Source organism: Arthrobacter sp. TJ-178, from assembly GCF_058269275.1.
Genome location: NZ_JBZCNK010000003.1, coordinates 392,631 through 415,559, shown reverse-complemented (window position 1 = coordinate 415,559; position 22,929 = coordinate 392,631). Strand labels below are relative to the sequence as shown.

Sequence of the window (22,929 nt, the reverse complement as noted above, 5' to 3'; positions counted from 1 at the left end):
GGCGCGGTCCGGGCCCGTGAAAGGGTGTCCACCCCTGTTCCAGCGTCCGTGGTCAACCGTAGGGTTCAGGTACGGCTGCAGCGTGCCAAAGGACTGCCGCCGGAACGGAGCACTCTGTGAAAACCCACCTTGACCGCTACCGGCAGATGGCGGAAATCCTGTACCGCAACGGACTCGGCTATCTGGTGGCTGCCACGGGCCTCGAAAACCGGATTCCTTTCCGGCGCAAGCCGCAGTCCGGAGACCGCCCCCAGCAGCGGGCCGCAACCCCGGAATACCTGCGCCGGGCACTTGAAGAGCTGGGGCCCACGTTCATCAAGCTGGGCCAGCTGCTGTCCACGCGTCAGGATTTGCTGCCGCCCAAGTACCAGCAGGAGCTCGCCAAGCTCCAGGACAACGCGGAGCCGGTGCCGTGGGAGCAGATCCTTCCCATCCTGGAGGCAGAGCTGGGCTCCGATGCGCTGACCCGGTTTGCTGCTTTTGACACGAATCCGCTTGCCACCGCTTCCATCGGCCAGGTTTATGCGGCGCGGTTGCCGAACGGCACCGACGTCGTGGTGAAGATCCGCCGCCCCGGCGTCGAGGATGACGTGAACGAAGATCTGGACATCCTGCAGAGTCTCGCCGGCTATGCCGCGAAGCACTGGGAAGCGGCCCGGGACTATGACCTGAAGGCCCTCATGGACGAGTTTGCGCAGACTCTCCGGAGCGAGTTGGACTACACGCAGGAAGCCGGCAATACCCTCCGCTTTGCGGCCAATTTCGAAGACGACCCGGTTGTCCAGATACCCGTGCTGTACACAAAGTTCAGCACCTCGAAGATCCTGACCCAGCAACGGCTGTACGGGCTGAAAGTGACGGACACTGCGGCCATAGATGCAGCTGGAATCGACCGCAGCGCGCTCGCAGCCGCAGCGGCCGATGCTGAGATGAAAATGGTCTTCGAGGACGGCTTTTTCCACGCGGACCCGCATCCGGGCAACATCTTCGTTGAACCCGGCGGGCGGATCGGGCTCATCGATTTCGGCATGGTGGGGGAGGTGGATGACAAGCTCCGGTCCCAGCTGGCGGCACTCTTTGTGGCGATCCTCCGCAACGACCCGGAAAGAATGGCGTCCGCCCTGCTCCGGATGTGCCTGACGGCCCGACGGGTGGACCGGTTCCGTCTGCGCATGGATCTGCAGCAGCTGATCCGCCTCTACCAGGGCCGGACGCTGGGGGACGCTCCCGTGGGCCGCATCATCAGCGGAGCCCTGGGCATTATCCGCATCCACCACCTGCAGCTGCCGCGGGAGATGGCCCTGCTCCTGCGCATGCTGATCATGACGGAGGGCATGGGCGAGGTCCTGGACCCGGATTTCAGCATGGGTAAAACGCTGGCACCCTATGCCAAGCGAATGACCATGGAGCAGCTGAACCCGGTGGCCTTTGTCCGGCGGCTGGGCCAGGCCGGTGTGGAAACGCTGGAGCTTGGCGCGGAGCTTCCGGATCAGGTGCGCAGGGTGCTGAATACGCTGGACTTCGAGGGTTTCGAAGTGCACTTGCGGGCTGAAGAACTCGCTCCGCTGGTCGTACGGCTGGAGAAGGTGGGCAACCGCATGGTCGCTGCCATTTTCGCGGCGGCCTTCATCCGCGGAGTGGGGGAACTGGCACTGGGGGACACTGAGCGCTGGAAGTCCTGGCAGGCTCCGCTGATGACTGCCGGCCTGGCCTCCACCGGTGCCTTGGGCGGTTATCTGGCCTGGACCGCGCGTAAGCAGCGCACGCGCGGCTAAGCCCGGAACTATTTGCTCAAAAACCTATAAACGCTCAGCGAAAGCCGGGGCCGGCGGCGAAAGGCTTGCCGGCCCCGACTTTCCGGCATGGAGTTACTGTGCGTAGTCCGTTGAGTTGTAAATGTTCAGGTTCAGCGCTGCAGCAACTTGTGCCGTCGCCCTCTGACCCCGCACGCTGTTGCCCACCGGGTCCAGCGGCGGCGAGAATGCAGCGATGGCAAGTGTTCCCGGCATGATCGCCAGGATGCCGCCGCCCACTCCGCTCTTGCCCGGCAGGCCGACTCTGTAGGCCCAGTCTCCGGAAGCGGTATACATGCCTTCCATGGTCATTTCCGCCAGAATCGGCGGCACCAGGGAGGAATCGAACACCTGCTTTCCCGTGATTGGATTCCGGCCTCTGGCGGCTATGGTAGCTCCCATGGTCGCCAGATCCCGGGTAGTCACAAGAGTGGAACACTGCCGGGTGTACACCTCACACGCTTCCATCGGATCCGAGTACATTGTTCCGCCCGAATACATCAGCCAGGCAATGGCACGGTTGTGGAAGTTGGTGGACTGCTCGGAATCGTTGACGGCATCGCTGAGACGGATATTCCTTCCGGCAAAGGCGCTCTGCATAGCCAGGATTTTTTCCCACCGCTCATCCGGGGAATTCGCCGGGATGAGTGACACTGTGGACATGGCTCCGGCGTTGACCAGCGGTGACAGCGGTTTGTCATCATGCAGAGTCAGCGCAATGACTGAGTTGAACGGTTCACCGGTTGGATCCGCGCCCACCTTGTCATGGAATTCCGGCAGCCCCACATCCTGCATCGCCAAGGTCATGGAGAACACCTTGGAAATAGATTCCAGGGCAAACTCAAACCCGGTGTCGCCGGCCTCAAAAACGTCGCCGTCGGCCGTTACCACGCAGACTCCAAACAGGGCCGGATCCACCGACGCCAAGAACGGAATGTAGCTGGCATTGGCTCCGCCGGTGTCCTTGGCATGGTCCCTGTACGCCGTTTGGACGGCTTGGTCAATTGCTGATTTGTCCGGCATCATAAGGCTGCGCTCCCGCCTGCCGCATGCCCGGGTCGGGGCCTGGGGGCTGGTTTGCCGGTGTCAGTGGTCCTGCCCGGCTGCGCAGACGCGTCGCCCTCTGCTGCTGCGTCCGATCCGGATGCGGCTTCTTCCGTGCCGGACGCGGAGGACGTGCCGGCCAGGGCCTGCTCGACGAGGACCGCGGTTGGAACGGAGGATGTGGACACCGTTCCCGGATGGGTGTGCTCTATTTGCCAGGTGAATGGTTCAAACCGGCTTGCGGGATCCCGCCAGTGCGGCTTGCGCAGGGCGTAAATTACCAGCGGCAGGATGACGAAGATTGCCGCCCCGCCAATCAGGATGCCCACGTAGACCGTGGGAGAACCGACGGCAATCTGGTCGGGAGGTATGAAACTGAAGGCGAAGGCCACCAGCGAACCCAGGAATCCGACGCCGCCAATGAGCCACATCCCGACGTTTCCGCCCGGCACCCGGTAGGGCCGTGGGCGGTTCGGCTGGCTGAACCTCAGGTAAATGGCGCCGGCGAACATCAGCATGTACATGATCAGGTAGAGAATCACAGTCAGCTGGCTCAGGATTTGATAGGCGGCCTGCACCGACGGCAGCACCACGTAGATAATCCCCAGACCGGTCACGGCAAAGGCCTGGAAGAAAAGGATGTGGGTACCCATTCCATGCTTGTTCGTGTGCTGCCAGAAGCGGGGCAGGTAACCTGCCCTTGCGACCGTGAGCAGTCCGGTTGAGGGGCCTGCCACCCACGTGACGACGCCGGCCAAGACACCGATCAGGAGCATGAAGGCGACAATCGGTCCGGCCCATCCGATACCGGCCCATTCGAACATGTCGTTGTAGGAGGTCAGAAGACTCTGGGTCAGGTTGATATCGGCCTGGGGGACCACAAACGCAATGGCGAGCGTGCCCAGGACAAAGATAATGACCGTTCCGGCCGCCGCAATCAGGACTGCAATCGGATAATCGCGCGTAGGATTCTTGACCTCCTTGACGTGAATGGCGTTCATCTCCATGCCGGCATAGAACAGGAAGATGCTCGCTGCCAGCACGACGTTGGAGAAGTTGGAGAAATCAGGAAGGAGCTCACCCCAACCCATCTGGATCTGCGGGGTATTTCCGGCGAAGTAATAGGAGAACCCGAGAATGATGAGAACGATCGCCGGAATAATGGTGCCGATGATCCCGCCCCACTGGCTCACCTTGGAGAAGGCTGCTGCTCCGCGGAAAGCAATGAAGGTGGCGAGCCAGTACACCACCAGCACCACGGCCAGGACAAAGATTTTATTGCCTGCCAGTTGCGCATCCAGATTCTGGTTGTCGCCGGTATAAGCCAGTGAAACCGCGCCAAAGGTCAGGACGGTGGGGAACCAGATGGTGACTTCAATGAAGAGCATAAACATGGCCAAGAAGGCCCAGCGCGGCCCGAAGGCCTCACCAACCCAGCGGAAGACGCCGCCGGTCTCCGGCCATCCGGTGGCCAACTCTGCGGCCACCAGGGAGACCGGCACCAGGAACACAAGGGCGGCGAACACGTAGTAGAAGATGGAACTCAATCCGTATTCGGCCTCTGAAGGCAAACCTCGAAGGCTGACCACGGCCACGATGTTCATGACCGCCAGGGCTCCAATGGTGATGGTGGCGGTCTGCTTGGATTTCGCTCTTGATGCCTGACCCGGCGCAGGTACCTTTGGGCCGGGTGCGCCCGGACTGCCCGCGGCTGCGGAACCGCTCGATGCAGTGGAATCGGTCATTCCACTCACCTCCTCAGGTTAGTGGTGGAAGCCGGGCTGTGCCGACTCCTGCGGCATCGGCGACTCAAGATGATCGAGGTACTCGGTCTGCTTCCGGATATCCTCCAGAAGGTTGTCTGCCAGATCCATGCTCAGACCGTTGCGGACCACGATTCGCTCCACCGTGAGGTTTTCCAAGTTGCTCGGCATGGGATAAGCGGGTACCAGCCACCCCTTTGTGCGCAGCCGTTCGGCCAGGTCGTACAGTGTCCATTTGTCCGTATGGCCTTCTTTAAGCCGCCAGGCGAACACCGGAATGTCGGTGCCGTCGTTCCACAGCTCAAACGGGCCGATTTCCGCGATTCCTGAGGAGAGATAAACGGCCACGTCCTGGCAGGCCTGCTGGACCTTGGCATACCCCTCGCGGCCCAGCCGCAGGAACAGGTAAAACTGCAGGACAACCTGGGCGCCGGGCCGGGAGAAGTTCAGTGCAAAGGTGGGCATATCGCCGCCGAGGTAGCTCACGTAGAAGATGAGGTCTTCCGGCAGCCACTGGCGTTCGCGCCAGACCACCCAGCCGAGCCCCGGGTACACGAGCCCGTACTTGTGGCCGGATGTGCTGATGGAGTGCACCCGCTCAATCTTGAAGTCCCATTCCAGGTCCGGCTGGATGAACGGGGCGATCATGCCGCCTGAGGCGCCGTCCACATGGATGTTGATATCAAGTCCGGTGGAAGCATGGATCTCATCCAGCTTCGCTGCGATCTGCTTCACCGGCTCGTACATGCCCGTATAGGTGACCCCCATGATGGCCACCACGCCGATGGTGTTTTCATCGACGTATTTCTCCAGCTCAAAGCCGTCCAGACACTTGTGTTCTTCGCTGATGGGAACCAGCCGTGCTTCGACGTCGAAATAGTTGCAGAACTTTTCCCAGCAGACCTGGACGGCCGAACTCATGATCAGGTTCGGTTTGTCCGTGGGTTTTCCGTCTGCCCTGCGAGCGTTCTGCCACAGGCGTTTCAGTGCCAGGCCGCCGAGCATGCAGGCCTCCGAGGAACCCACCGTCGACGTCCCGATAGCCCCTTCCGGATCAGGGGAGTGCCACAGATCCGCGAGGATCTTCCAGCAGTTCTGCTCGATCTGGGCAGTCTGCGGGTACTCGTCCTTATCGATCATGTTCTTGTCATACGTTTCGGCGTACAGCTTGTTGGCGTGCTCATCCATCCATGTGCTGACAAATGTCGCCAGATTCAAGCGGGCGTTTCCGTCCAGCATGGCTTCGTCATGGACAATCTGATAAGCCGTTTCCGGCATCATTTGCCCGTCGGCAAGCTTGGTTTTGAGTGCCACTGTCTCTTCGCCCGGCCGGGCGAAGAGGGGATTGACGGTGAGGGTATTTTTGTCCCGTTGCTGCGGCATATTTGCGACCTTTCATCGGCGGTGTCGCGCTGACACCGGGCCGTAGTGAACGGCGGTCATGAGATCCTCAAGCGGGCGCGCATCCAAAACTATACGCGCGGCAAAAATGGGTGACTAGGCTGGACCGCCGCCGCACAGTTGCGGAGTGGAAAAGCACCTTTGGCTGCCCTTTTTCGGTGTCCGAAAGGGGCCGAACCGTTGAGGCTCGAGGAGTGGCCCGCGTACTGTGTGAACCACCAAACCGAGCCCCAGAGCCCGGCTTCCCGGTTCAGCCGGGAGACCGCCGGGACCTTCTTCGAGGAGACATTCATGGCTGGACTTGCACGGCGTGACCGGTTCGAACTGCCAGAACCCGTCCGCAAATTCTTTGAAGGCGACTGGGAAGTGCCGGCCTTCCCCGTGGAGGAATACCGCGACGGCGCCACCATGGTGGTGAAGGCCGAGCTGCCGAACATTGATCCGGACAAGGACCTGGACGTGTCCGTCAGTGACGGCGTGCTTCGCATCAAGGGCGAGCGCCGCGAAGGCACCGAGCACAAGGACAAGAACGGTTACCGCAGCGAATTCCGGTACGGCTCCTTTACCCGCGACATCCCGCTGCCTGCCGGCTCCAGCCAGGACAACGTCACTGCTTCCTACAATGACGGAGTCCTGGAAATCCGGGTTCCCGTACCGGAGGCAGGGTCCTCCTCCACGAAGGTGCCCATTTCGCGGGGTTAGCCGGCAGCCAGGCGAAACCGCACTGGTCACCGCTCCGGCCGGAAGGACCCAATGAGCAGCCCAGCACCGGAGACCCGCACAGCCCAACGCCGCAGATTTCCGGACTGGGTGGTCATTGCCACCTTGGGATGCGGCGGCATCGTGGTGTCCCTGGAAAAAACGGCGGTGGTTCCGCTCCTGCCGGAGTATCCCCGGATTTTCGGCGTCACGAGTGACGATGTCTCCTGGATGGTCACGGTTACCCTGCTCACCGCGGCCGTCGCTACTCCCATCGTCTCCCGGCTGGCGGACATGTTCGGCAAAAAGCGGATGCTGCTGATCGCGATGTCCATGATGGTGGTTGGCGCCTTTACGGCCTCCATCGGCGGAACGTTTGTCTGGGCCCTTGTGGGACGCGGTCTCCAGGGATTCTCCGGGGCGGTGATTCCGGTGGGCATCAGCATCCTGCGGGACGCGCTGCCGCAGCGCAAAATCGCCGGCGCCGTGTCACTGATGAGCGCCAGTTTCGGCATCGGCAGCGCGCTTGGGCTGCCCCTTTCCGGGTTGATTTATCAACAGCTGGGCTGGGAGGCAACCTTCTGGGTTGTCGGCGTCATTGCCCTGGTCCTGGTTGTCGCCGTCATGATTTTTGTTCCCGAGTCCCAGGTGCGCACGCCGGGAAAATTCGACTACGCGGGGGCTGTCGTGCTCTCCGCGGCCATGACGGCGCTGCTGCTGGCAATCAGCAAAGGCGGCGTGTGGGGGTGGACCAGCGATTCGATCCTGGGACTCTTTGCCGCCGCGGCGGTGCTCCTGGCGCTGTGGTTTCCCCTGGAGCTGCGGCAGGGCGAGCCGCTGGTGGACCTGCGCACGTCTGCGCGCCGCCCGGTGCTGCTGACCAACGCTGCCACCGTCCTGGTGGGGTTCTCCATGTACGCCAACATGCTGGTGACCACGCAGCAGCTGCAGCTGTCCAAGGAAACCGGCTACGGCTTCGGCCTCAGCGTCCTGGTGGCCGGGCTGACCATGATTCCCGCGGGTCTGGCGATGGTCGCAGCTGCACCCCTGTCCGCCCGCGTAACGAATACGTTCGGCGCGAAGGTCACCATGGTGGTTGGCTGCTCCATCATGGCATTGGGTTACATGTCGCGCGTGATGCTGGTGCACACGGTCACCGGCATCATTATTGGTGCGGTGATCGTTTCCATTGGAACTGCCGTGGCAATGTCAGCCATGCCGACGCTGATCATGAGCAACGTCCCCCTGACCGACACGGCCGCGGCCAACGGCGTGAACACCCTCCTGCGGTCTGTGGGAACCTCAACCTGCAGCGCCGCCGTCGCAACACTTCTGGCATCCATCACCATTCGCGTGGGCGGAGAAGTCTTTCCCAGTGTGGACGCTTTCCGTGGCATCTTTGCGATGGCGTGCGCTGCCGCCCTGATAGCAACCGGCATTTCCTGCTTCATTCCCAAGTCCCCGCGCCGGGAGGCCACCCACCCGCAACTGCACGCGGAACCTGGACAGCAGCAGCCGGATTCGGTGGATGCCAGGCAGGAGATCATGGTCAAGGGAACTATGCTGGCCGACGACGGCAGCACCCCGGTCCCGGGAGGCGTGGTGACCGTCATGGACCGGCACGGTAACCCGGTGGACTGGGACCGAGCCGACGACGGCGGCCGCTACGCCGTCGTACTTCCGGGGGACGGACGCTACGTTCTGGTGGCCACGCAGCACCAGTGGCGGCCGGTGGCCGAAACCCTCGCGTTTCCCGGTGTGCCCCGCAGCCACGACGTCCGCTTTGCCGCCCGTCTGGTCCTGACTGGCACGGTCACGCACGGCCGCCGTCCGGTTTCCGGGGCGCTGGTGATCCTTGTCCAGGTATCCAGCCAAAAGACGGTGTCCGCCGTGTCGGACGCCAGCGGCAACTATGAGCTCCCGCTGCCCCTGTCCGGCACGTATGTACTCACCGTCGTGGAGCCCGACGGCGTGACGACCCACACACGGCGCGTCACCCTCCCGGCACCCAACACCGTTATTGACGTCGAGCTCGGCGGCGGCGCCCCCACCACGGGCCTGCGCATATAGGAAAAGGTTTCGGCGGTTATCAGCCGGGCACCTGCGCTTAGCGGTATTACTGCAGGCGCAGGAGGAGAGAAAGCCCACACTCCTGTCTTTGCTCAGGGCTTGAGTCAAGGCATAAGATCGACCAGGCGTAAAGTGTCTATGGTCCCGGTTGGGCCCGGCGTGAGGGCTTGTTCCCCGCCGCAGCACCGATGTTTTACATTGCCGGTTAGACAGACTCCTTTTCCTTCAGTCTTTTAGTTAGGGTACGTGGTGGATTTCACCCTCATGGTGGCGCTGGTGATCGCGCTCGCATTATTCTTCGACTTCACCAACGGCTTTCACGACACAGCCAATGCAATGGCAACTCCTATTGCAACAGGTGCAATCAAGCCGAAGACCGCCGTAGCCCTGGCTGCGGTACTTAACCTGGTGGGAGCTTTCCTCTCCACTGAGGTTGCAAAGACCATTTCCGGCGGAATCATCAGGGAAGGGGACGGAGGCATCCAGATCACGCCGGTGATGATTTTCGCCGGCCTGCTGGGCGCCGTGATCTGGAACCTTATTACCTGGCTGCTGGGACTTCCGTCCAGCTCCTCGCACGCACTCTTCGGCGGACTGATCGGCGCCGCCATTGTTGGCGCCGGCTTCGGCTCCGTTGACTACTCAGTGCTGATGTCCAAGGTGATCCTGCCGGCGTTCATCGCCCCGGCAATCGCGCTGTCCGTGGCCTATCTGGCCACGAAACTTGCCTATTCCATTACCCGCAGGCATGATCCGGATTCCGGGGACAAGCTGCCCCGCAAGCGCGGCGGCTTCCGTTACGCGCAGATCTTCTCTTCTTCCCTGGTGGCTCTTGCACACGGAACCAACGACGCGCAGAAGACCATGGGTGTCATCACTCTGGTGTTGATTTCCGGCAGCTTCCAGGAAGCCGGCACCGGCCCCGCCTTCTGGGTGGTTGCTTCCTGTGCCGTTGCTATTGCGGCCGGCACCTACGCCGGCGGATGGCGCATCATCCGCACCATGGGCACCGGCCTGACTGACGTCAAGCCGGCCCAGGGTTTTGCTGCTGAAACCAGCACGGCTGCTGCCATCCTGGCCTCGACGCACCTGGGCATGGCCCTTTCCACGACGCAGGTGGCTTCGGGCTCCGTGATCGGTTCCGGCCTCGGCCGCAAGGGTGCCGAAGTCCGCTGGGGCACCGCGCGCCGGATCGCCGGCGGCTGGCTGCTGACCCTGCCCGCCGCCGCCGTGATGGGTGCTGCGGCTGCGGCATTGGCCAGCACGGGAATGGTCGGAGTCACCATTGACGCGATCCTTGGCGTGGCCATCATTGCCTTCATCTTCCTCTGGTCCCGCCGCAACAAGGTGGGCCATGACAACGCCGTCAGCAACATCGACAACGCCGGCGCTGCCGTACGCATCAAGAAGCGCAAGTCCCGTTCCAAGAGCTCCGCATCAGCTCGCACCAAGGTCAAGGAATCAGCAAAATGAGCATCAACTGGCTCGCCTACCTCGTGGTGGCTTTGGTCACCCTGGTCTCCGCGCTCGTCGTCGTCGGCCTGTATTCAACCGGTGTGCGACTTTACGCCGTGGCCTGTGATCCCCAGCCGGGGCCCGCGGCCCGCGGCCGGCTCGGTCTCGTGAAGTTCGGCGCCTACGCCTGCTTCACTGTCTGCACCGCGTGCGTGCTCTTTGGCATCTACCTGATTGTTCCCGCCCTGCACGGCTAGCCTCGGGACATGCAAAAGCCCGGCGCCGGCAGCCACTTTCGTGGTTGCCGGCGCCGGGCTTTTGCATGGGGACTGGAGCCCCCGCGCGGGATCCCTAGGAGGCCTCAGCGTATGCCGGGTAGTCCGTGTAGCCGGCAGCGGAATTGGAGCCGTCGGAGTAGAACGTAGCGGGGTCCGGAGTGTTCAGCGGCAGGTCTTCCTGCCAGCGGCGCACCAAATCCGGATTGGCGATGGCAGGGCGGCCAACAACGACGCCGTCGCAGAGTTCGTCTGCCATCATGCCCATGGCTTCTTCACGGGTCGTGATGACACCGAAGCCCGAGTTCAGCAGAACCGGGCCGCCAAAGCTGCGGCGCAGTTCCTGGACAAGGATGTCCGAGGGGTCCTTGTGCAGGATGCTGAGGAACGCGGGCTTCAGCGGGGCGATTCCGTTTACCAGAGCGGTGTACGTAGCCAGGGTTTCTGCCGGGTTGGTTTCCAGTGCGCCCTGGACGTTGTGCTCCGGGGAGATGCGGATGCCCGTGCGGTCCGCACCGATGGCTTCAGCCACTGCACGGTAAACCTCAATGACAAACCGTGCTCGGTTCTCGGGTGAACCGCCGTAAGTGTCGGTCCGCTGGTTGGCTCCGGCAGCCAGGAACTCGTGCAGCAGGTAACCGTTGGCGCTGTGGAGTTCCACGCCGTCGAAACCGGCCTTCATAGCCGCGCGGGAACCGGCAACGAACTCTTCAATGATGCCGGGCAACTCGGCCGTGGTGAGGGCATGGGGAACCGGGAAGGGCTGCTTGCCCTCATAGGTGCGGGTCACACCGTCGATCGCGATGGCGCTGGGTGCCACCACCTCGCGGCCGCCGTTGGTTCCGGGATGGGTGACCCGGCCGGCGTGCATCACCTGGGCGACAATCCGCCCGCCGGCTGCGTGTACGGCGTCAGTGACGTTCTTCCAGCCGGCAATCTGCTCGTCAGTGACCAGTCCGGGCTGGCCGGTGAAACCCTGACCGGCGAAGGACGGGTATGTTCCCTCACTCACAATGAGGCCCAGCGAGGCCCGCTGGCTGTAATGCTCCGCCATCAGCGCCGTGGGCACGCCGTCGCGGCCGCTGCGGGTGCGGGTCAACGGTGCCATGATCAGGCGGTTGGGCAGTTCAATGCTGCCGAGGGTCAACGGAGAAAAGAGATTCACAGGAGTCTTTCTGTAGAGCGCGCCGCGGACCGGTTCCGGTACGGCGCTGATGTCTGTCTATTGGGGCCAACCGGCAGACCGGCCGAGGTATTCCGTGGGGCGCAACACATATCTCGGGCTAGCATGGGCGGCATGGCCGGGACTGTCTATTTCGTTGCTGCGTCGTTGGACGGGTTTATTGCCGACGCGCAGCATTCGGGGGAGCTGTTGAGGGAGCTCAGCGGGGCGGGTGCTGAGGCGGGTGCCGAGGCTGCTGGTGTCGCCGCTGGTTTTGGGGCGGTGGCGATGGGGGCTGAAACCTACCGCTCCTTTGTAAGGTCGCCGCATTCGTGGCCTTACGGAACTCTTCCCGCGTGGGTATTTACCCATCAGGAGTTTGAGGGACTTCCGGGAGCGGATATCACTTTTGTCCGGGGCGAGGTTGCTGAGTTCCATGACGACATTCAATTGGACGCTGGAGAGCAGGGCATCCTGCTGTGCGGCGGCGGGAATCTTGCCGCCCAGTTCATGGATGCCGGGCTCGTGGATGAAATGGTGCTGATGGTTCTTCCGGTTGCCCTGGGCAGCGGGCGGCCCGTGCTGCCTGTTCGCAAAGCGACGGGCCCTGCCTCCCTGGTTGAGGGGAGGTCCCTGGGTCAGGGAGTGGTACGGCTGCACTATCGCTTTCAAGGCTGACTCTCTCTAAATCGACGCCCTCTGTGCTGATGCTTCTGCACCGACGCTTTCGACACTCTGCGCTGACGCCTCTGCACTGAAGTTTTCGACACTCTTTGGATCGACGCTTTGTGCGGTGATGCTTGGAACAGGGGGAAGCGACCCCGGACCATTCAGAAACATGCGTAAGTCTCCAGTAACTGCGCCAGGGGAGTTGCGGCCATTTATAAGCCTCTGCGGCCTAAAATAGTAAATATGTTCGAACGTCAGCGGATCGGTGACAGCGGGAAGCGAGCCGGAGGAATGCCCGCCTCGCTTCCTCCGCTTGCACCGCTTCCCCCGCCTGCTGCCAACCTTGCTCCGCTTTCCGTCGAGCAGGGTTGCTTGCCCATCCGAGCATGGTTGGAGGAACTGGCCCTTGTGGCTCCCCTCCCGGAGGACTCAAGTGATGAAGCCGGTCGAACTGGAGAGGCCGGAGAATTCGTTTCTGCAAGTGCGATTGCCCCCGCGGCACTGGAAACTGCTGTTGCCTCCGCGGCAATGGGCGCCAAAACTGCCCTGGCGGCACTGGAAACTGCTGTTGCCCCCGTGGCAACGGGCGCCAGAACTGCCCCGGCGGCACTGATTGATCAGATTCGAGCCTTGGAGGAGCTCAAGGCTGCCGCATCTGCTGCTCAGGCTCGAGCTGCCGCGGCATTCGACAGTGCCATGCGACAGCATCAAGCGGCGGCCGGAGTGGAAAGAGATCAACTGGGAAAGGGCGTCGGAGCGCAGATCGGGTTCGCACGGCGCGAATCCCCGCACCGGGGGACCCGGCTGCTTGGCCTGGCGCGGATCCTCACCCAGGAAATGCCGCATACGCTGCGTGCTCTGACTGCAGGCATCATCAGTGAATGGCGGGCCACAATTCTGGTGCGGGAAACCGCCTGTCTGGCATTGGAGGACCGGTTGCGGATCGACCAGTTGGCGGCCGGCAATCCGGCAGAGCTGCAAACCCTGGGGGACAGGCAGCTGATCGCACGGGTGAAAGCCCTGGCCTACGGGATGGACCCGGCTTCCGTGGTAAACCGTGCGGCGAAAGCTGTTTCAGAACGGTTCGTGTCCTGCCGTCCGGCACCGGACACCATGACGTACCTCACCGGCCTGCTTCCAGTGGCCCAGGGAGTGGAGGTCTACGCAACCCTTGCCCGGGAGGCGGACCGTCTCCGCGCCGCAGGCGATGCGCGGGGGCGCGGGCAGATCATGGCTGACACGCTGGTGGAGCGCATTACGGGACGCTCCGAGGCTGGGGCCGTGCGTGTTGAAGTTCAGCTGATCATGACCGAGGGCTCGCTGCTGGCAGCATCGTCGGAGCCGGCCGCGCTCGCCGGTTACGGGGTTGTTCCGGCACAGTTTGCACGGGATCTGGTCCGCCGGAGCGCAGGGCCTTTTGGGAAGAATGTTGACGGTAAGCAGGAGAAGGCAGCAGAAGTCTGGCTGCGGCGGCTCTACACAGCGCCCTCAACCGGGCAGCTGGTGGCCATGGATTCGAAGGCACGGCTGGTGCCTGCAGGTATGGCGAGGTTTATCGCAGCGAGGGACCAAACCTGCCGGATGCCGTGGTGCGGGGCACCGCTGAGGCACTTTGACCATATACAGCCCCACAGCAGGGGCGGACCAACCAACGCCGATAACGTGCAGGGACTGTGCGAAGCCTGCAACCAGGCCAAAGAAGCACCCGGGTGGAGTAGCTCAACAGTGGTGGCACAGGACGGGATAGCCGGAGCTGACGGCATTCCGTCGGATGGACGCCATACCGTAGAAACAGTCACACCCACGGGCCACCGCTACAGGTCGGAGGCGCCTGCTCCTCCGGGCGCTCGCCCGCGTGCTGCCTGATCTGTATCCCTCGGGCCTACGCATGTCACGACTCCACGCGTCAGGACCGCGTGCCTCTGGACCGCGTGCCTCAGGACTGCGTGCCTCGAGACCGCGCCCGAACCGGGGCCTAGCGCTCGTCGCGGATCATGTTGGTGATGCGGGCGGTGCTGAGCCGTCGGCCCTGTTCGTCGGTCATGACCACCTCGTGCGTCACCAGGGTGCCGCCCAAGTGGATGGCCGTTGCGGTGCCGGTGACAATTCCCGATGGTGCGGCGCGGTGATGGGTGGCTCCGATCTCAATGCCCAGTGCCTGCCGGCCCGGCCCCGCGTGAATAGCCGCACCAAACGAACCCAGGGTTTCCGCGAGCACCAGATGTGCGCCGCCGTGCAGAATGCCTGCCACCTGCTCATTTCCGGCCACGGGCATCGTGGCCACCAGCCGTTCCGCACTCATTTCCGAGAAACGAATGCCCATCTTCACCACCAGCGGGCCAACCCCGTGTGCACTGAGCCAGCCGTGCATCTCCGGCGGGATTCCGGCTTCGTTCAATTCGTCGGTGTAGTCGCGGGCTGCCTCGGAGGAGGCGCCGGTGCCCGGCGTGAAAATGTCGCTCATGCCAACTAGGCTTACATCTGTGAGTGAATCTACCAAACTGGCCGATATTCAAGCAGAAACCCCTGCCGGAACCGTTGTTGACGAGACCGCTGAGCCTGTCTCCGCAGCCGCCCCCGAGGCGCTGGGAACCGTTTCAGCAGGAGGACACAGCCGGCTGCTGGTGATCGACGGCCACTCAATGGCCTTCCGTGCCTTCTATGCCCTGCCGGCGGAAAACTTCTCCACGGACACCGGGCAGCACACCAATGCCGTTTACGGGTTCACCTCCATGCTCATCAACCTCATCAAGGAGGAGAAGCCCACCCACGTCGCGGTGGCCTTTGACCTTGACACCCCCACCTTCCGGTCGGAGGAGTACTCGGAGTACAAGGGCGGACGCAACAAGACGCCCGAGGAGTTCCACGGCCAGATAGACCTCATCATCAAGGTGATGGAAGCCATGCGCATCCCCACCATCTCCATGGACGGCTTTGAGGCGGATGACATTCTGGCCACGCTGGCCGAAAAAGCCTCGGCCCGGAACTGGGACGTCATGGTCGTATCCGGCGACCGCGATGCCTTCCAGCTCGTGGATGACCGGGTCACCGTCTTCTATCCCAAGAAGGGCGTGTCCGACCTGCCGCGCATGGACGCCGCAGCGGTTGAGGCGAAGTATCTGGTTCCGCCGGACAAGTATTCGGACCTCGCCGCCCTGGTGGGCGAATCCGCGGACAACCTGCCGGGTGTACCCGGCGTGGGCCCCAAAACCGCTGCCAAATGGATCAAGCAGTACGGCGGACTTGAGGGCATCCTCGAGAACCTGGACAACATCAAGGGCAAGGTGGGGGACTCCCTCCGCGCCAACATCGAGGATGTTAAGCGCAACCGCCGCCTGAACCGCCTGCTGCGGGACCTTGACCTGCCGGTGGATCTGGACGCCATGGCTGCCCGGCGCCCCGACCGTGAAGCCATTGAAGAGCTCTTTGACGCCCTGCAGTTCAACGCGCTGCGCAAGCGTCTGTTCGACGTCTACGGCGAAGAGGAAGCTGCGTCCACCGGGCACGAACTCCTGCCGCCGGAACACGTCACCATCACCGACGCCGCAGCCCTGAAGAACTGGATTGACTCCACCAACCAAGCCAAGACTGCAGTGCAGCTGGTGACGGAAGGTGCGGCGGCAGGGCGCGACGTCGTCGGGCTGGCTCTGGTGACCGCCTCGGCGGCGGCGTATGTTCCGCTGACTGAGATCGACGCCGACACCGAACAGGTGCTCGCGGCCTGGCTGGCGGACCTGGATGCGCCGAAGGTCGTCCATGATTTCAAGGAGGCCTACAAGGCCCTGGCGGCGCGCGGCCTGCATCTGGCCGGCGAAGTTGATGACACTGCCATTTCCGGTTACCTCATTCAGCCGGACCGCCGCAGCTACGATCTCGCGGACCTGAGCCAGCACCACCTGCGGATGTCCCTGACTCCGTCCGCTCCCGGATCCAACCAGCTCCAGCTGCAGCTCGAAGAAGAAGACGTCGCTTCGCCGGCGGTGATGCAGGCTTTCGCGGCACTGCAGCTGAGCGAGCACTTCGCGGGACAGCTGGTGGACCGCGGCGCCAACCAGCTCCTGGGCGGATTGGAACTGCCGCTGTCCGAGGTCCTGGCCGAAATGGAACTGGCCGGCATCGCGGTGTCCACCGAAAAGCTGGACCGGCTGCTGGACGATTTCAGCGCCACCATCGCCCAGGCCAGCAGCGAAGCGTTCAGCATCATCGGCAAGGAAATCAACCTCGGCTCGCCCAAGCAGCTGCAGGTGGTGCTCTTTGACGAACTCGGCCTGCCCAAGACCAAGAAAATCAAGACCGGCTACTCCACGGACGCCGACGCCCTCTCGGACCTGATCATCAAGACCGGCGGACATCCGTTCCTGGCCAATCTGATGGCGTACCGGGACGCGACCAAGCTGCGCCAGACCGTTGAAGGCCTGCGCAAAGCAGTGTCCGACGACGGCCGCGTGCACACCACGTACGTCCAGACGGCGGCAGCCACCGGACGGCTGTCCTCCACCAACCCGAACCTGCAGAACATTCCCATCCGGTCCGAAGAAGGCCGGCGCATCCGGGAAGTGTTCACCGTGGGTGAGGGCTATGAGACCTTGCTGACCGCTGACTACTCCCAGGTGGAAATGCGGATCATGGCGCACCTCTCCGGCGATGAGGGGTTGATTGCTGCGTTCCGGGCGGGGGAGGACCTGCACCGGTTTGTCGGCTCGCACATCTTCGGGGTTCCGCCGGAAGAAGTCACCAGCGCCATGCGCTCCAAGGTCAAGGCCATGTCCTACGGCCTTGTCTACGGATTGAGCTCCTTTGGCCTGTCCAAGCAGCTGGCCATTCCGGTGGATGAGGCACGCACCCTGATGCGCGACTACTTCAGCCGCTTCGGTGCGGTGCGCGATTACCTGCGCGGCGTCGTCGAGCAGGCCCGGAAGGACGGCTTCACCTCCACCATCGAAGGCCGCAGGCGGTATCTGCCTGACCTTTCCAGCGACAACCGGCAGCTGCGCGAAATGGCTGAACGTGCCGCCCTCAACGCGCCGATCCAGGGCTCAGCCGCGGACATCATCAAAAAGGCCATGCTGGGCGTTGACTCGGAAATCAAGGCACAGGGCCTGAAATCCCGCATGCTGCTGCAGGTCCATGATGAACTGGTGCTCGAAGTCGCCCCCGGGGAACGGGATGCGGTGGAGAAGCTGGTCCGCGAACAGATGGGCTCGGCGGCGGACCTGTCCGTTCCGCTGGACGTATCCGTGGGCGTGGGCGTCAGCTGGCACGAGGCCGGGCACTAAGGACATGGCGGGGTCACCGGGAATGGATGAGGTTGCGGGGCTGCGGTTCGACTCGTTCGCGCCGGGGTACGACGACGCCGGCACGGCCGCGGATACCCGCACCGCCAACTGGTTCGAGGCCGTTAAGCTCGGATTCCATGAGCAGCGGGCAGACTCCAAACATTTGCCCGGGCTGGTGGACGGATACCTCCGGGACCGGCGCCTCCTGACGGCTGTCTATGATGACGCAGCGCCGGAGTTCGCCTGGGACGCGGCCGTCCCGGTAGCCACCTACGCCACCATGGTTGACTCCCTGAACGTAGGCGGCGGACGACCCCTTCCGGCGCATTTGGTGACTGCTGTGACGGTGCGCCCCACGCACCGCCGCCGCGGTGTCCTGCGCGCCATGATGACGCGCGACCTGCGCCAGGCCAAGGAAGCAGGGCTGGCGCTGGCCGGGCTGACGGCGTCGGAGGCCACCATCTACGGCCGCTTCGGGTTCGGCGCAGCTACCTCCACCGCGGAAACCAGAGTGGATTCCCGCGGCGGGCTGGAGTTCACGGCCCCTCCCGCCGGGAGCATCGCCGTCGCGGACATCGCCAAGCTCCTGTCGCTCGCACCGGAAATCTACCGCGCCCACCTGCAGAGAACCTTCGGTGCCCTCGGACGGCAGCGCGGCTACTGGATGCGCGCATCCGGAGCATGGAGCGAGGAAACCTCCGAGCCGGACAAAGCCCTCCGCGGCGTGATCCGCTACAACGGGGACGGTATTCCAGACGGCTACGCAACGTACAAATCCCTCGGCTGGCAAACCGATCCGCATACCGTCAAGATCACGGATCTTGTGGCGGCCAGCGGCGAGGCCTACCGCGAACTGTGGCGCTACCTCGGCTCCATCGACCTGGTGGAACGGCTGACCTTCAACGTGGCACCGGTAGCCGACCCGTTGCCGTGGATGCTGGCCGACCGCCGCCGCTACTCCGTTACGTCGGTGGAGGATGTGCTGTGGCTTCGCATCCTGGATCCCAAGGCTGCCCTTGAGGCCCGGCACTACTCCGGGTCCGGCACCCTTGTCCTGACCGTCCGGGATCCGCTGGGGCTGGCCGACGGAGTGTGGCAGTTGGATGCACACGGCGGAACCGGCAATGTCCGCCCGGCGGAGGGAGGGGCCCTTCCCTCAGGCGCAGAGGCAGTCGACATTGACAATGCCGCCCTGGGGTCCCTGTATCTGGGCGGAGTCAGCGCTTCCACCCTGGCTGCAGCGGGCGGAATACGCGGCAGCCGTGCTGCGTTGGACATCACTGATGCACTCTTCACAGCAGGTCCGGCACCCTACTGCAGCACTCATTTCTAGCCGATACAGAACTACTTTCCTGAAAGTAGTCTGGGTGCTTTGACCTGAGTTGCAAGCTGCGGCTAGACTGATCTGGCGCGTAATTGCGCAGTAAGTTACCAATTCTGTCCATCTCCGGACAAACAAGCACTGTCTTGAGGCAGGCCTGAACGGCTGCTCCGAGTTCGGTGGGAGCGCATCCGGAATACAAAACAACTTCCACATCGGAGTCCCAACTACATGACCATCACCACCACCGAGAAGTCCAGTACCCCGCAGGTCGCTATCAACGACATCGGTACTGCCGAGGACTTCCTCGCCGCCATTGACGCAACCATCAAGTACTTCAACGACGGAGATCTCGTCGAAGGTACCGTCGTCAAGGTTGACCGCGACGAGGTCCTGCTCGACATCGGTTACAAGACCGAGGGTGTCATCCCTTCCCGTGAGCTTTCCATCAAGCACGACGTTGATCCCGGAGACGTTGTCTCCGTTGGCGATCAGGTTGAAGCTTTGGTTCTCACCAAGGAAGACAAAGAAGGCCGCCTGATTCTCTCCAAGAAGCGCGCACAGTACGAGCGCGCCTGGGGCGACATCGAGAAGGTCAAGGAAGAAGACGGCGTCGTTACCGGTACCGTCATCGAGGTTGTCAAGGGTGGTCTCATCCTGGACATCGGCCTGCGCGGCTTCCTGCCGGCCTCCCTCGTCGAGATGCGTCGTGTCCGCGACCTGGCTCCGTACATCGGCCAGCAGATCGAAGCCAAGATCATCGAACTGGACAAGAACCGCAACAACGTTGTTCTGTCCCGCCGTGCATGGCTCGAGCAGACGCAGTCCGAGGTTCGCTCCACGTTCCTCAACAAGCTGGAAAAGGGCCAGGTTCGTCCGGGCGTTGTTTCCTCCATCGTCAACTTCGGTGCATTCGTGGACCTTGGCGGCGTAGACGGTCTCGTCCACGTTTCCGAGCTGTCCTGGAAGCACATCGACCACCCCTCCGAGGTCGTTGAAGTTGGCCAGGAAGTCACCGTTGAGGTTCTGGAAGTTGACCTCGACCGCGAGCGTGTCTCCCTGTCGCTGAAGGCTACGCAGGAAGATCCGTGGCAGACCTTCGCCCGCACCCACGCCCTGGGCCAGGTTGTGCCGGGTAAGGTCACCAAGCTGGTTCCGTTCGGTGCGTTCGTTCGCGTCGAAGACGGCATCGAAGGCCTGGTCCACATCTCCGAACTGGCAGTCCGCCACGTAGAGCTGGCCGAGCAGGTTGTTTCCGTTGGAGACGAACTGTTCGTCAAGGTCATCGACATCGACCTCGAGCGTCGCCGCATCAGCCTGTCGCTGAAGCAGGCCAACGAGGGCGTAGACCCCGAAGGCACCGAGTTCGACCCGGCTCTGTACGGCATGGCCGCAGAGTACGACGAAGCCGGCAACTACAAGTACCCGGAGGGCTTCGACCCCGAGTCCAACGAATGGCTCGAAGGCTACGAGACCCAGCGCGCCGCTTGGGAGCAGCAGTACGCTGACGCCCAGGCCCGCTGGGAAGCCCACAAGAAGCAGGTTGCACAGCACGCTTCCGAGGACATCGCAGCTGCTTCGGAGTCTTCCGAATCCGGCACCACGAGCTACTCCTCCGAGCCGGCCGTTGCTGAGACGGGTGCCGGCACGCTGGCTTCCGACGAAGCACTCGCCGCTCTGCGCGAGAAGCTCACGGGCAACTAATTTCCCGGTGTGCTAACTGAGCGGTTGAAATAACCGGTCAGTATGAGCTCCAAAAAAGCGGGCCCCCACTTCGGTGGGGGCCCGCTTTGCGTTGGAACGCATTTCTCCGGTTGCGGTGCGCAGCGCTTTAGCGCGCGTCGTTGGCGTAGCTCAGGCCCAGCTGGGCCCGGACGCCGTCGAGCAGCTCCATGGTGCGCAGAGTCTCCTCCAGCGGCATGGTGGGGCTTTCCGTCAGGCCCTCCTGGATGCAGCGCGTCACCTCGCGCAGCTGGTAGGTGTAGCCGGCACCGGCGTGCTCGAAGGTCTCCACGCGTGCTCCGTTGGGGCCGTGGACGTGCAGCTCGCGCGGGTTCGGGATGTTCCCGCCGCCGGTCCTCAGCCAGCCGTTGCTGCAGGCAATCGTGGCTGCGCCCGGACCCGAGGCCGCGAGGGAGGAGGTGAGCTGGGCGTGGCGGCCGTCGTCGTAACGCAGCGTCAGGGCGTTCTGGATGTCCACGCCGTCCTTATTGAGGATGCCGGAGGCGTCAATGCTGTCCGGGTAACCCAGGGCGCCAAGGGCCCAGGTCAGGGTGTAGACGGACAGATCCAGCAGTGCCCCGCCGCCGGCGGCGGGGTCCCACATCCGGGAGGAGGGATCCTCGGGGGCGGGGAAGCCAAGGTCCGCCTGGACCCAGGAGGGGGTTCCGAGTTCACCGGAGGCGAGGATGTCCCAAGTCCGGTTGGTGCTGGGCAGGAAACGCGTCCACAGGGCTTCCATCAGGAACAGGTTCCGTTCCCGGGCCAGCTGAACCAGTTCTGCTGCTTCCGCAGCGTTGACCGTGAACGGTTTTTCGCAGAGGACGTGCTTGCCGTGCTCAAGCGCGCTCTTGGCCACGGCATAGTGCTGGGCGTGCGGGGTGGCAATGTACACGACGTCGACAGCGGGGTCGGAGAACATCGCCTCAAAGCCGGAGGGTCCGCCGTCGGAGTCGGAATACGAGGTTTCAAAACCGAACCGTTCAGCGAACTCGGCGGCCTTGGTGCCGCTGCGCGAGGAAACCGCATACAGGACCGCGTCCTCGAGCTGGGCGATGTCCGCGGTGACGGTGCCGGCGATGCCGCCGGTGGCCACCACGGCCCAGTTCAGCGGGGCGCCGGTTGCGGCCAGGGGAGAGGGCGCGCCTTCTTCCGCGCAGGGTGGGCGGACAACGCGCCGTGGGGCAGTGCTAAGGGTCATGGAAGAGTCAGCTCCTATGCGGATTCTCGGACAACAAGGGATGTGGGCAGGCGGTGAACGCGTTCAGCGGGCCGCCCTTCGATCAGCTCCACCAGGAGCTCGGCCATTTTCTCACCAAGCGCCGCAATGGGGTGGTGGATGGTGGTCAGGGCCGGGCTCAGGCTGGTGGCGTAGTAGTCGTCATCAAAGCCGACGACGGCGATGTCCTCGGGAATGCGCAGTCCGCGTTCCTTGATGACCGAGTAGGCACCGGCTGCCATCTGGTCATTGGCCACAAAGATACCGTCCAGCGGCTTTTCCCGGTCCAGCAGCCGCCGCATGGCTGCCGCACCGGAGGTGACGGTGAAGTCGCCGGTTTCCACCAGGGCATCATCCAGGCCGGCCTTTCGGAGCGTTGACCGCCAGCCGGCCAGGCGGTCGACGCCGGGAGGCATGTCCTGCGGTCCGGCGATGGTGGCAATGTGGCGCCGTCCGGCTTCCACCAGCCGGGCCGTAGCGGCAGCCGCCCCCTCCTCGTTGTCCACTTCCACGAAGTAGCTGTCATCGGCATTCACGAGCGGGCGGCCGGCGAAGACCAGCGGCAGGGAGCCGTCCAGCCGCGCCCAGGAATCATCACCGGTGTGGTGGGAGACGACGAGGACGCCGTCCACGTTGCCGCCCAGCAGGTACCGCCGGGTCTTCTCCGGATTCGCTTCGGAAGAAGTGACCATGTTCAGCATGTACTCGGTGGTGTTCAGGTACCGGGCGACGCCTTCCACCACTGTGGCGAAAAACGGGTCGGCGAAAACTTTGGACGTGGACTCGGGCACCAGCAGCGTCACGGTGTAGGTCCGCCGGCTGGCCAGGGTTCTGGCCGCGCGGTTCGGGACGTAGTTCAGCGTGCGGACGGCCTTTTCCACGGAGTGGACCAGATCCGGGTCAACGGACGGGGCACCGTTCACCACGCGGGAGACCGTGGCACGGGAAACTCCGGCCAGGGCCGCCACCATTTCCAATGTGGGGGCGGGCCTGGCCTGGCTGGAGTCAGCACTCAATGGTATTTCTCCCTGCACCGATATCTCTCCCTGCACCGTGGAGCCGG

General features: G+C 63.4%; 17 protein-coding genes. 10 read left to right on the top strand and 7 right to left on the bottom strand.

Annotated features, from left to right (window positions below):
* The first annotated feature begins 116 nt into the window (after positions 1-116).
* On the top strand, positions 117-1,775 hold the full coding sequence (locus AC4D2Q_RS11335) for an ABC1 kinase family protein (protein WP_490946547.1): 1,659 nt from the start codon (positions 117-119) through the stop codon (positions 1,773-1,775).
* A 93-nt stretch (positions 1,776-1,868) separates the two neighbouring features.
* Here AC4D2Q_RS11335 and glsA read toward each other — a convergent pair whose 3' ends face one another.
* Genes glsA through gad form a run of 3 tightly spaced genes read right to left on the bottom strand, consistent with a single transcriptional unit; the run spans position 1,869 to position 5,983 of the window.
* Positions 1,869-2,819, bottom strand: coding sequence for a glutaminase A (gene glsA / locus AC4D2Q_RS11330; protein ID WP_490925561.1), 951 nt, complete (start codon positions 2,817-2,819; stop codon positions 1,869-1,871).
* Positions 2,816-4,582: a glutamine/gamma-aminobutyrate antiporter GadC gene (gene gadC, locus AC4D2Q_RS11325; RefSeq protein ID WP_490925560.1), complete on the bottom strand. Its 1,767-nt coding sequence runs from the start codon at positions 4,580-4,582 to the stop codon at positions 2,816-2,818. The genes glsA and gadC overlap by 4 nt, the downstream gene beginning before the upstream one ends.
* An 18-nt stretch (positions 4,583-4,600) precedes the next feature.
* Positions 4,601-5,983 carry a glutamate decarboxylase gene (gad, locus tag AC4D2Q_RS11320; RefSeq protein ID WP_490925559.1) on the bottom strand — a complete coding sequence of 461 codons (1,383 nt, stop codon included), beginning with the start codon at positions 5,981-5,983 and terminating at the stop codon, positions 4,601-4,603.
* Between the two features lie 309 nt (positions 5,984-6,292).
* Between gad and AC4D2Q_RS11315 the strand changes: the two genes are divergently transcribed.
* From AC4D2Q_RS11315 to AC4D2Q_RS11300, 4 genes are all read left to right on the top strand, one after another.
* Positions 6,293-6,703 (top strand): Hsp20/alpha crystallin family protein, encoded by a 411-nt coding sequence (locus tag AC4D2Q_RS11315; RefSeq protein ID WP_490946546.1) that lies wholly within the window; start codon positions 6,293-6,295, stop codon positions 6,701-6,703.
* Between the two features lie 51 nt (positions 6,704-6,754).
* A complete protein-coding gene (locus AC4D2Q_RS11310) occupies positions 6,755-8,770 on the top strand; it encodes an MFS transporter (protein WP_490946545.1) in 2,016 nt (671 codons plus the stop codon).
* Positions 8,771-9,019: 249 nt separating this feature from the next.
* On the top strand, positions 9,020-10,243 hold the full coding sequence (locus AC4D2Q_RS11305; protein ID WP_490926017.1) for an inorganic phosphate transporter: 1,224 nt from the start codon (positions 9,020-9,022) through the stop codon (positions 10,241-10,243).
* On the top strand, positions 10,240-10,482 hold the full coding sequence (locus tag AC4D2Q_RS11300) for a hypothetical protein (protein ID WP_490946544.1): 243 nt from the start codon (positions 10,240-10,242) through the stop codon (positions 10,480-10,482). The genes AC4D2Q_RS11305 and AC4D2Q_RS11300 overlap by 4 nt, the downstream gene beginning before the upstream one ends.
* A 94-nt stretch (positions 10,483-10,576) precedes the next feature.
* Here AC4D2Q_RS11300 and AC4D2Q_RS11295 read toward each other — a convergent pair whose 3' ends face one another.
* Positions 10,577-11,665, bottom strand: coding sequence for an alkene reductase (locus AC4D2Q_RS11295; RefSeq protein ID WP_490946543.1), 1,089 nt, complete (start codon positions 11,663-11,665; stop codon positions 10,577-10,579).
* 132 nt (positions 11,666-11,797) lie between these two features.
* On the opposite strand from AC4D2Q_RS11295, the gene AC4D2Q_RS11290 reads away from it, so the two are divergent.
* A complete protein-coding gene (locus AC4D2Q_RS11290; RefSeq protein WP_490946541.1) occupies positions 11,798-12,340 on the top strand; it encodes a dihydrofolate reductase family protein in 543 nt (180 codons plus the stop codon).
* A 519-nt stretch (positions 12,341-12,859) separates the two neighbouring features.
* The gene (locus tag AC4D2Q_RS11285) at positions 12,860-14,197 is read left to right on the top strand and encodes an HNH endonuclease (protein ID WP_490946540.1); all 1,338 of its coding nucleotides are present in this window, start codon (positions 12,860-12,862) and stop codon (positions 14,195-14,197) included.
* 109 nt (positions 14,198-14,306) lie between these two features.
* Here AC4D2Q_RS11285 and AC4D2Q_RS11280 read toward each other — a convergent pair whose 3' ends face one another.
* A complete protein-coding gene (locus AC4D2Q_RS11280; protein WP_490925553.1) occupies positions 14,307-14,795 on the bottom strand; it encodes a PaaI family thioesterase in 489 nt (162 codons plus the stop codon).
* A 178-nt stretch (positions 14,796-14,973) separates the two neighbouring features.
* On the opposite strand from AC4D2Q_RS11280, the gene polA reads away from it, so the two are divergent.
* From polA to rpsA, 3 genes are all read left to right on the top strand, one after another.
* On the top strand, positions 14,974-17,607 hold the full coding sequence (gene polA / locus AC4D2Q_RS11275) for a DNA polymerase I (protein WP_490946596.1): 2,634 nt from the start codon (positions 14,974-14,976) through the stop codon (positions 17,605-17,607).
* Between the two features lie 4 nt (positions 17,608-17,611).
* Positions 17,612-18,940, top strand: coding sequence for a GNAT family N-acetyltransferase (locus AC4D2Q_RS11270; protein ID WP_490946539.1), 1,329 nt, complete (start codon positions 17,612-17,614; stop codon positions 18,938-18,940).
* A 219-nt stretch (positions 18,941-19,159) separates the two neighbouring features.
* On the top strand, positions 19,160-20,632 hold the full coding sequence (gene rpsA / locus AC4D2Q_RS11265; RefSeq protein ID WP_400928981.1) for a 30S ribosomal protein S1: 1,473 nt from the start codon (positions 19,160-19,162) through the stop codon (positions 20,630-20,632).
* A 127-nt stretch (positions 20,633-20,759) separates the two neighbouring features.
* On the opposite strand, the gene AC4D2Q_RS11260 is transcribed toward rpsA, so the two are convergent.
* Both AC4D2Q_RS11260 and AC4D2Q_RS11255 read right to left on the bottom strand, forming a co-directional pair.
* Complete coding sequence (locus AC4D2Q_RS11260) at positions 20,760-21,848, bottom strand: Gfo/Idh/MocA family protein (protein WP_490946538.1); 1,089 nt, start codon at positions 21,846-21,848, stop codon at positions 20,760-20,762.
* A gap of 14 nt (positions 21,849-21,862) precedes the next feature.
* The gene (locus AC4D2Q_RS11255; protein ID WP_490946595.1) at positions 21,863-22,837 is read right to left on the bottom strand and encodes a LacI family DNA-binding transcriptional regulator; all 975 of its coding nucleotides are present in this window, start codon (positions 22,835-22,837) and stop codon (positions 21,863-21,865) included.
* Between the last annotated feature and the right edge of the window lie 92 nt (positions 22,838-22,929).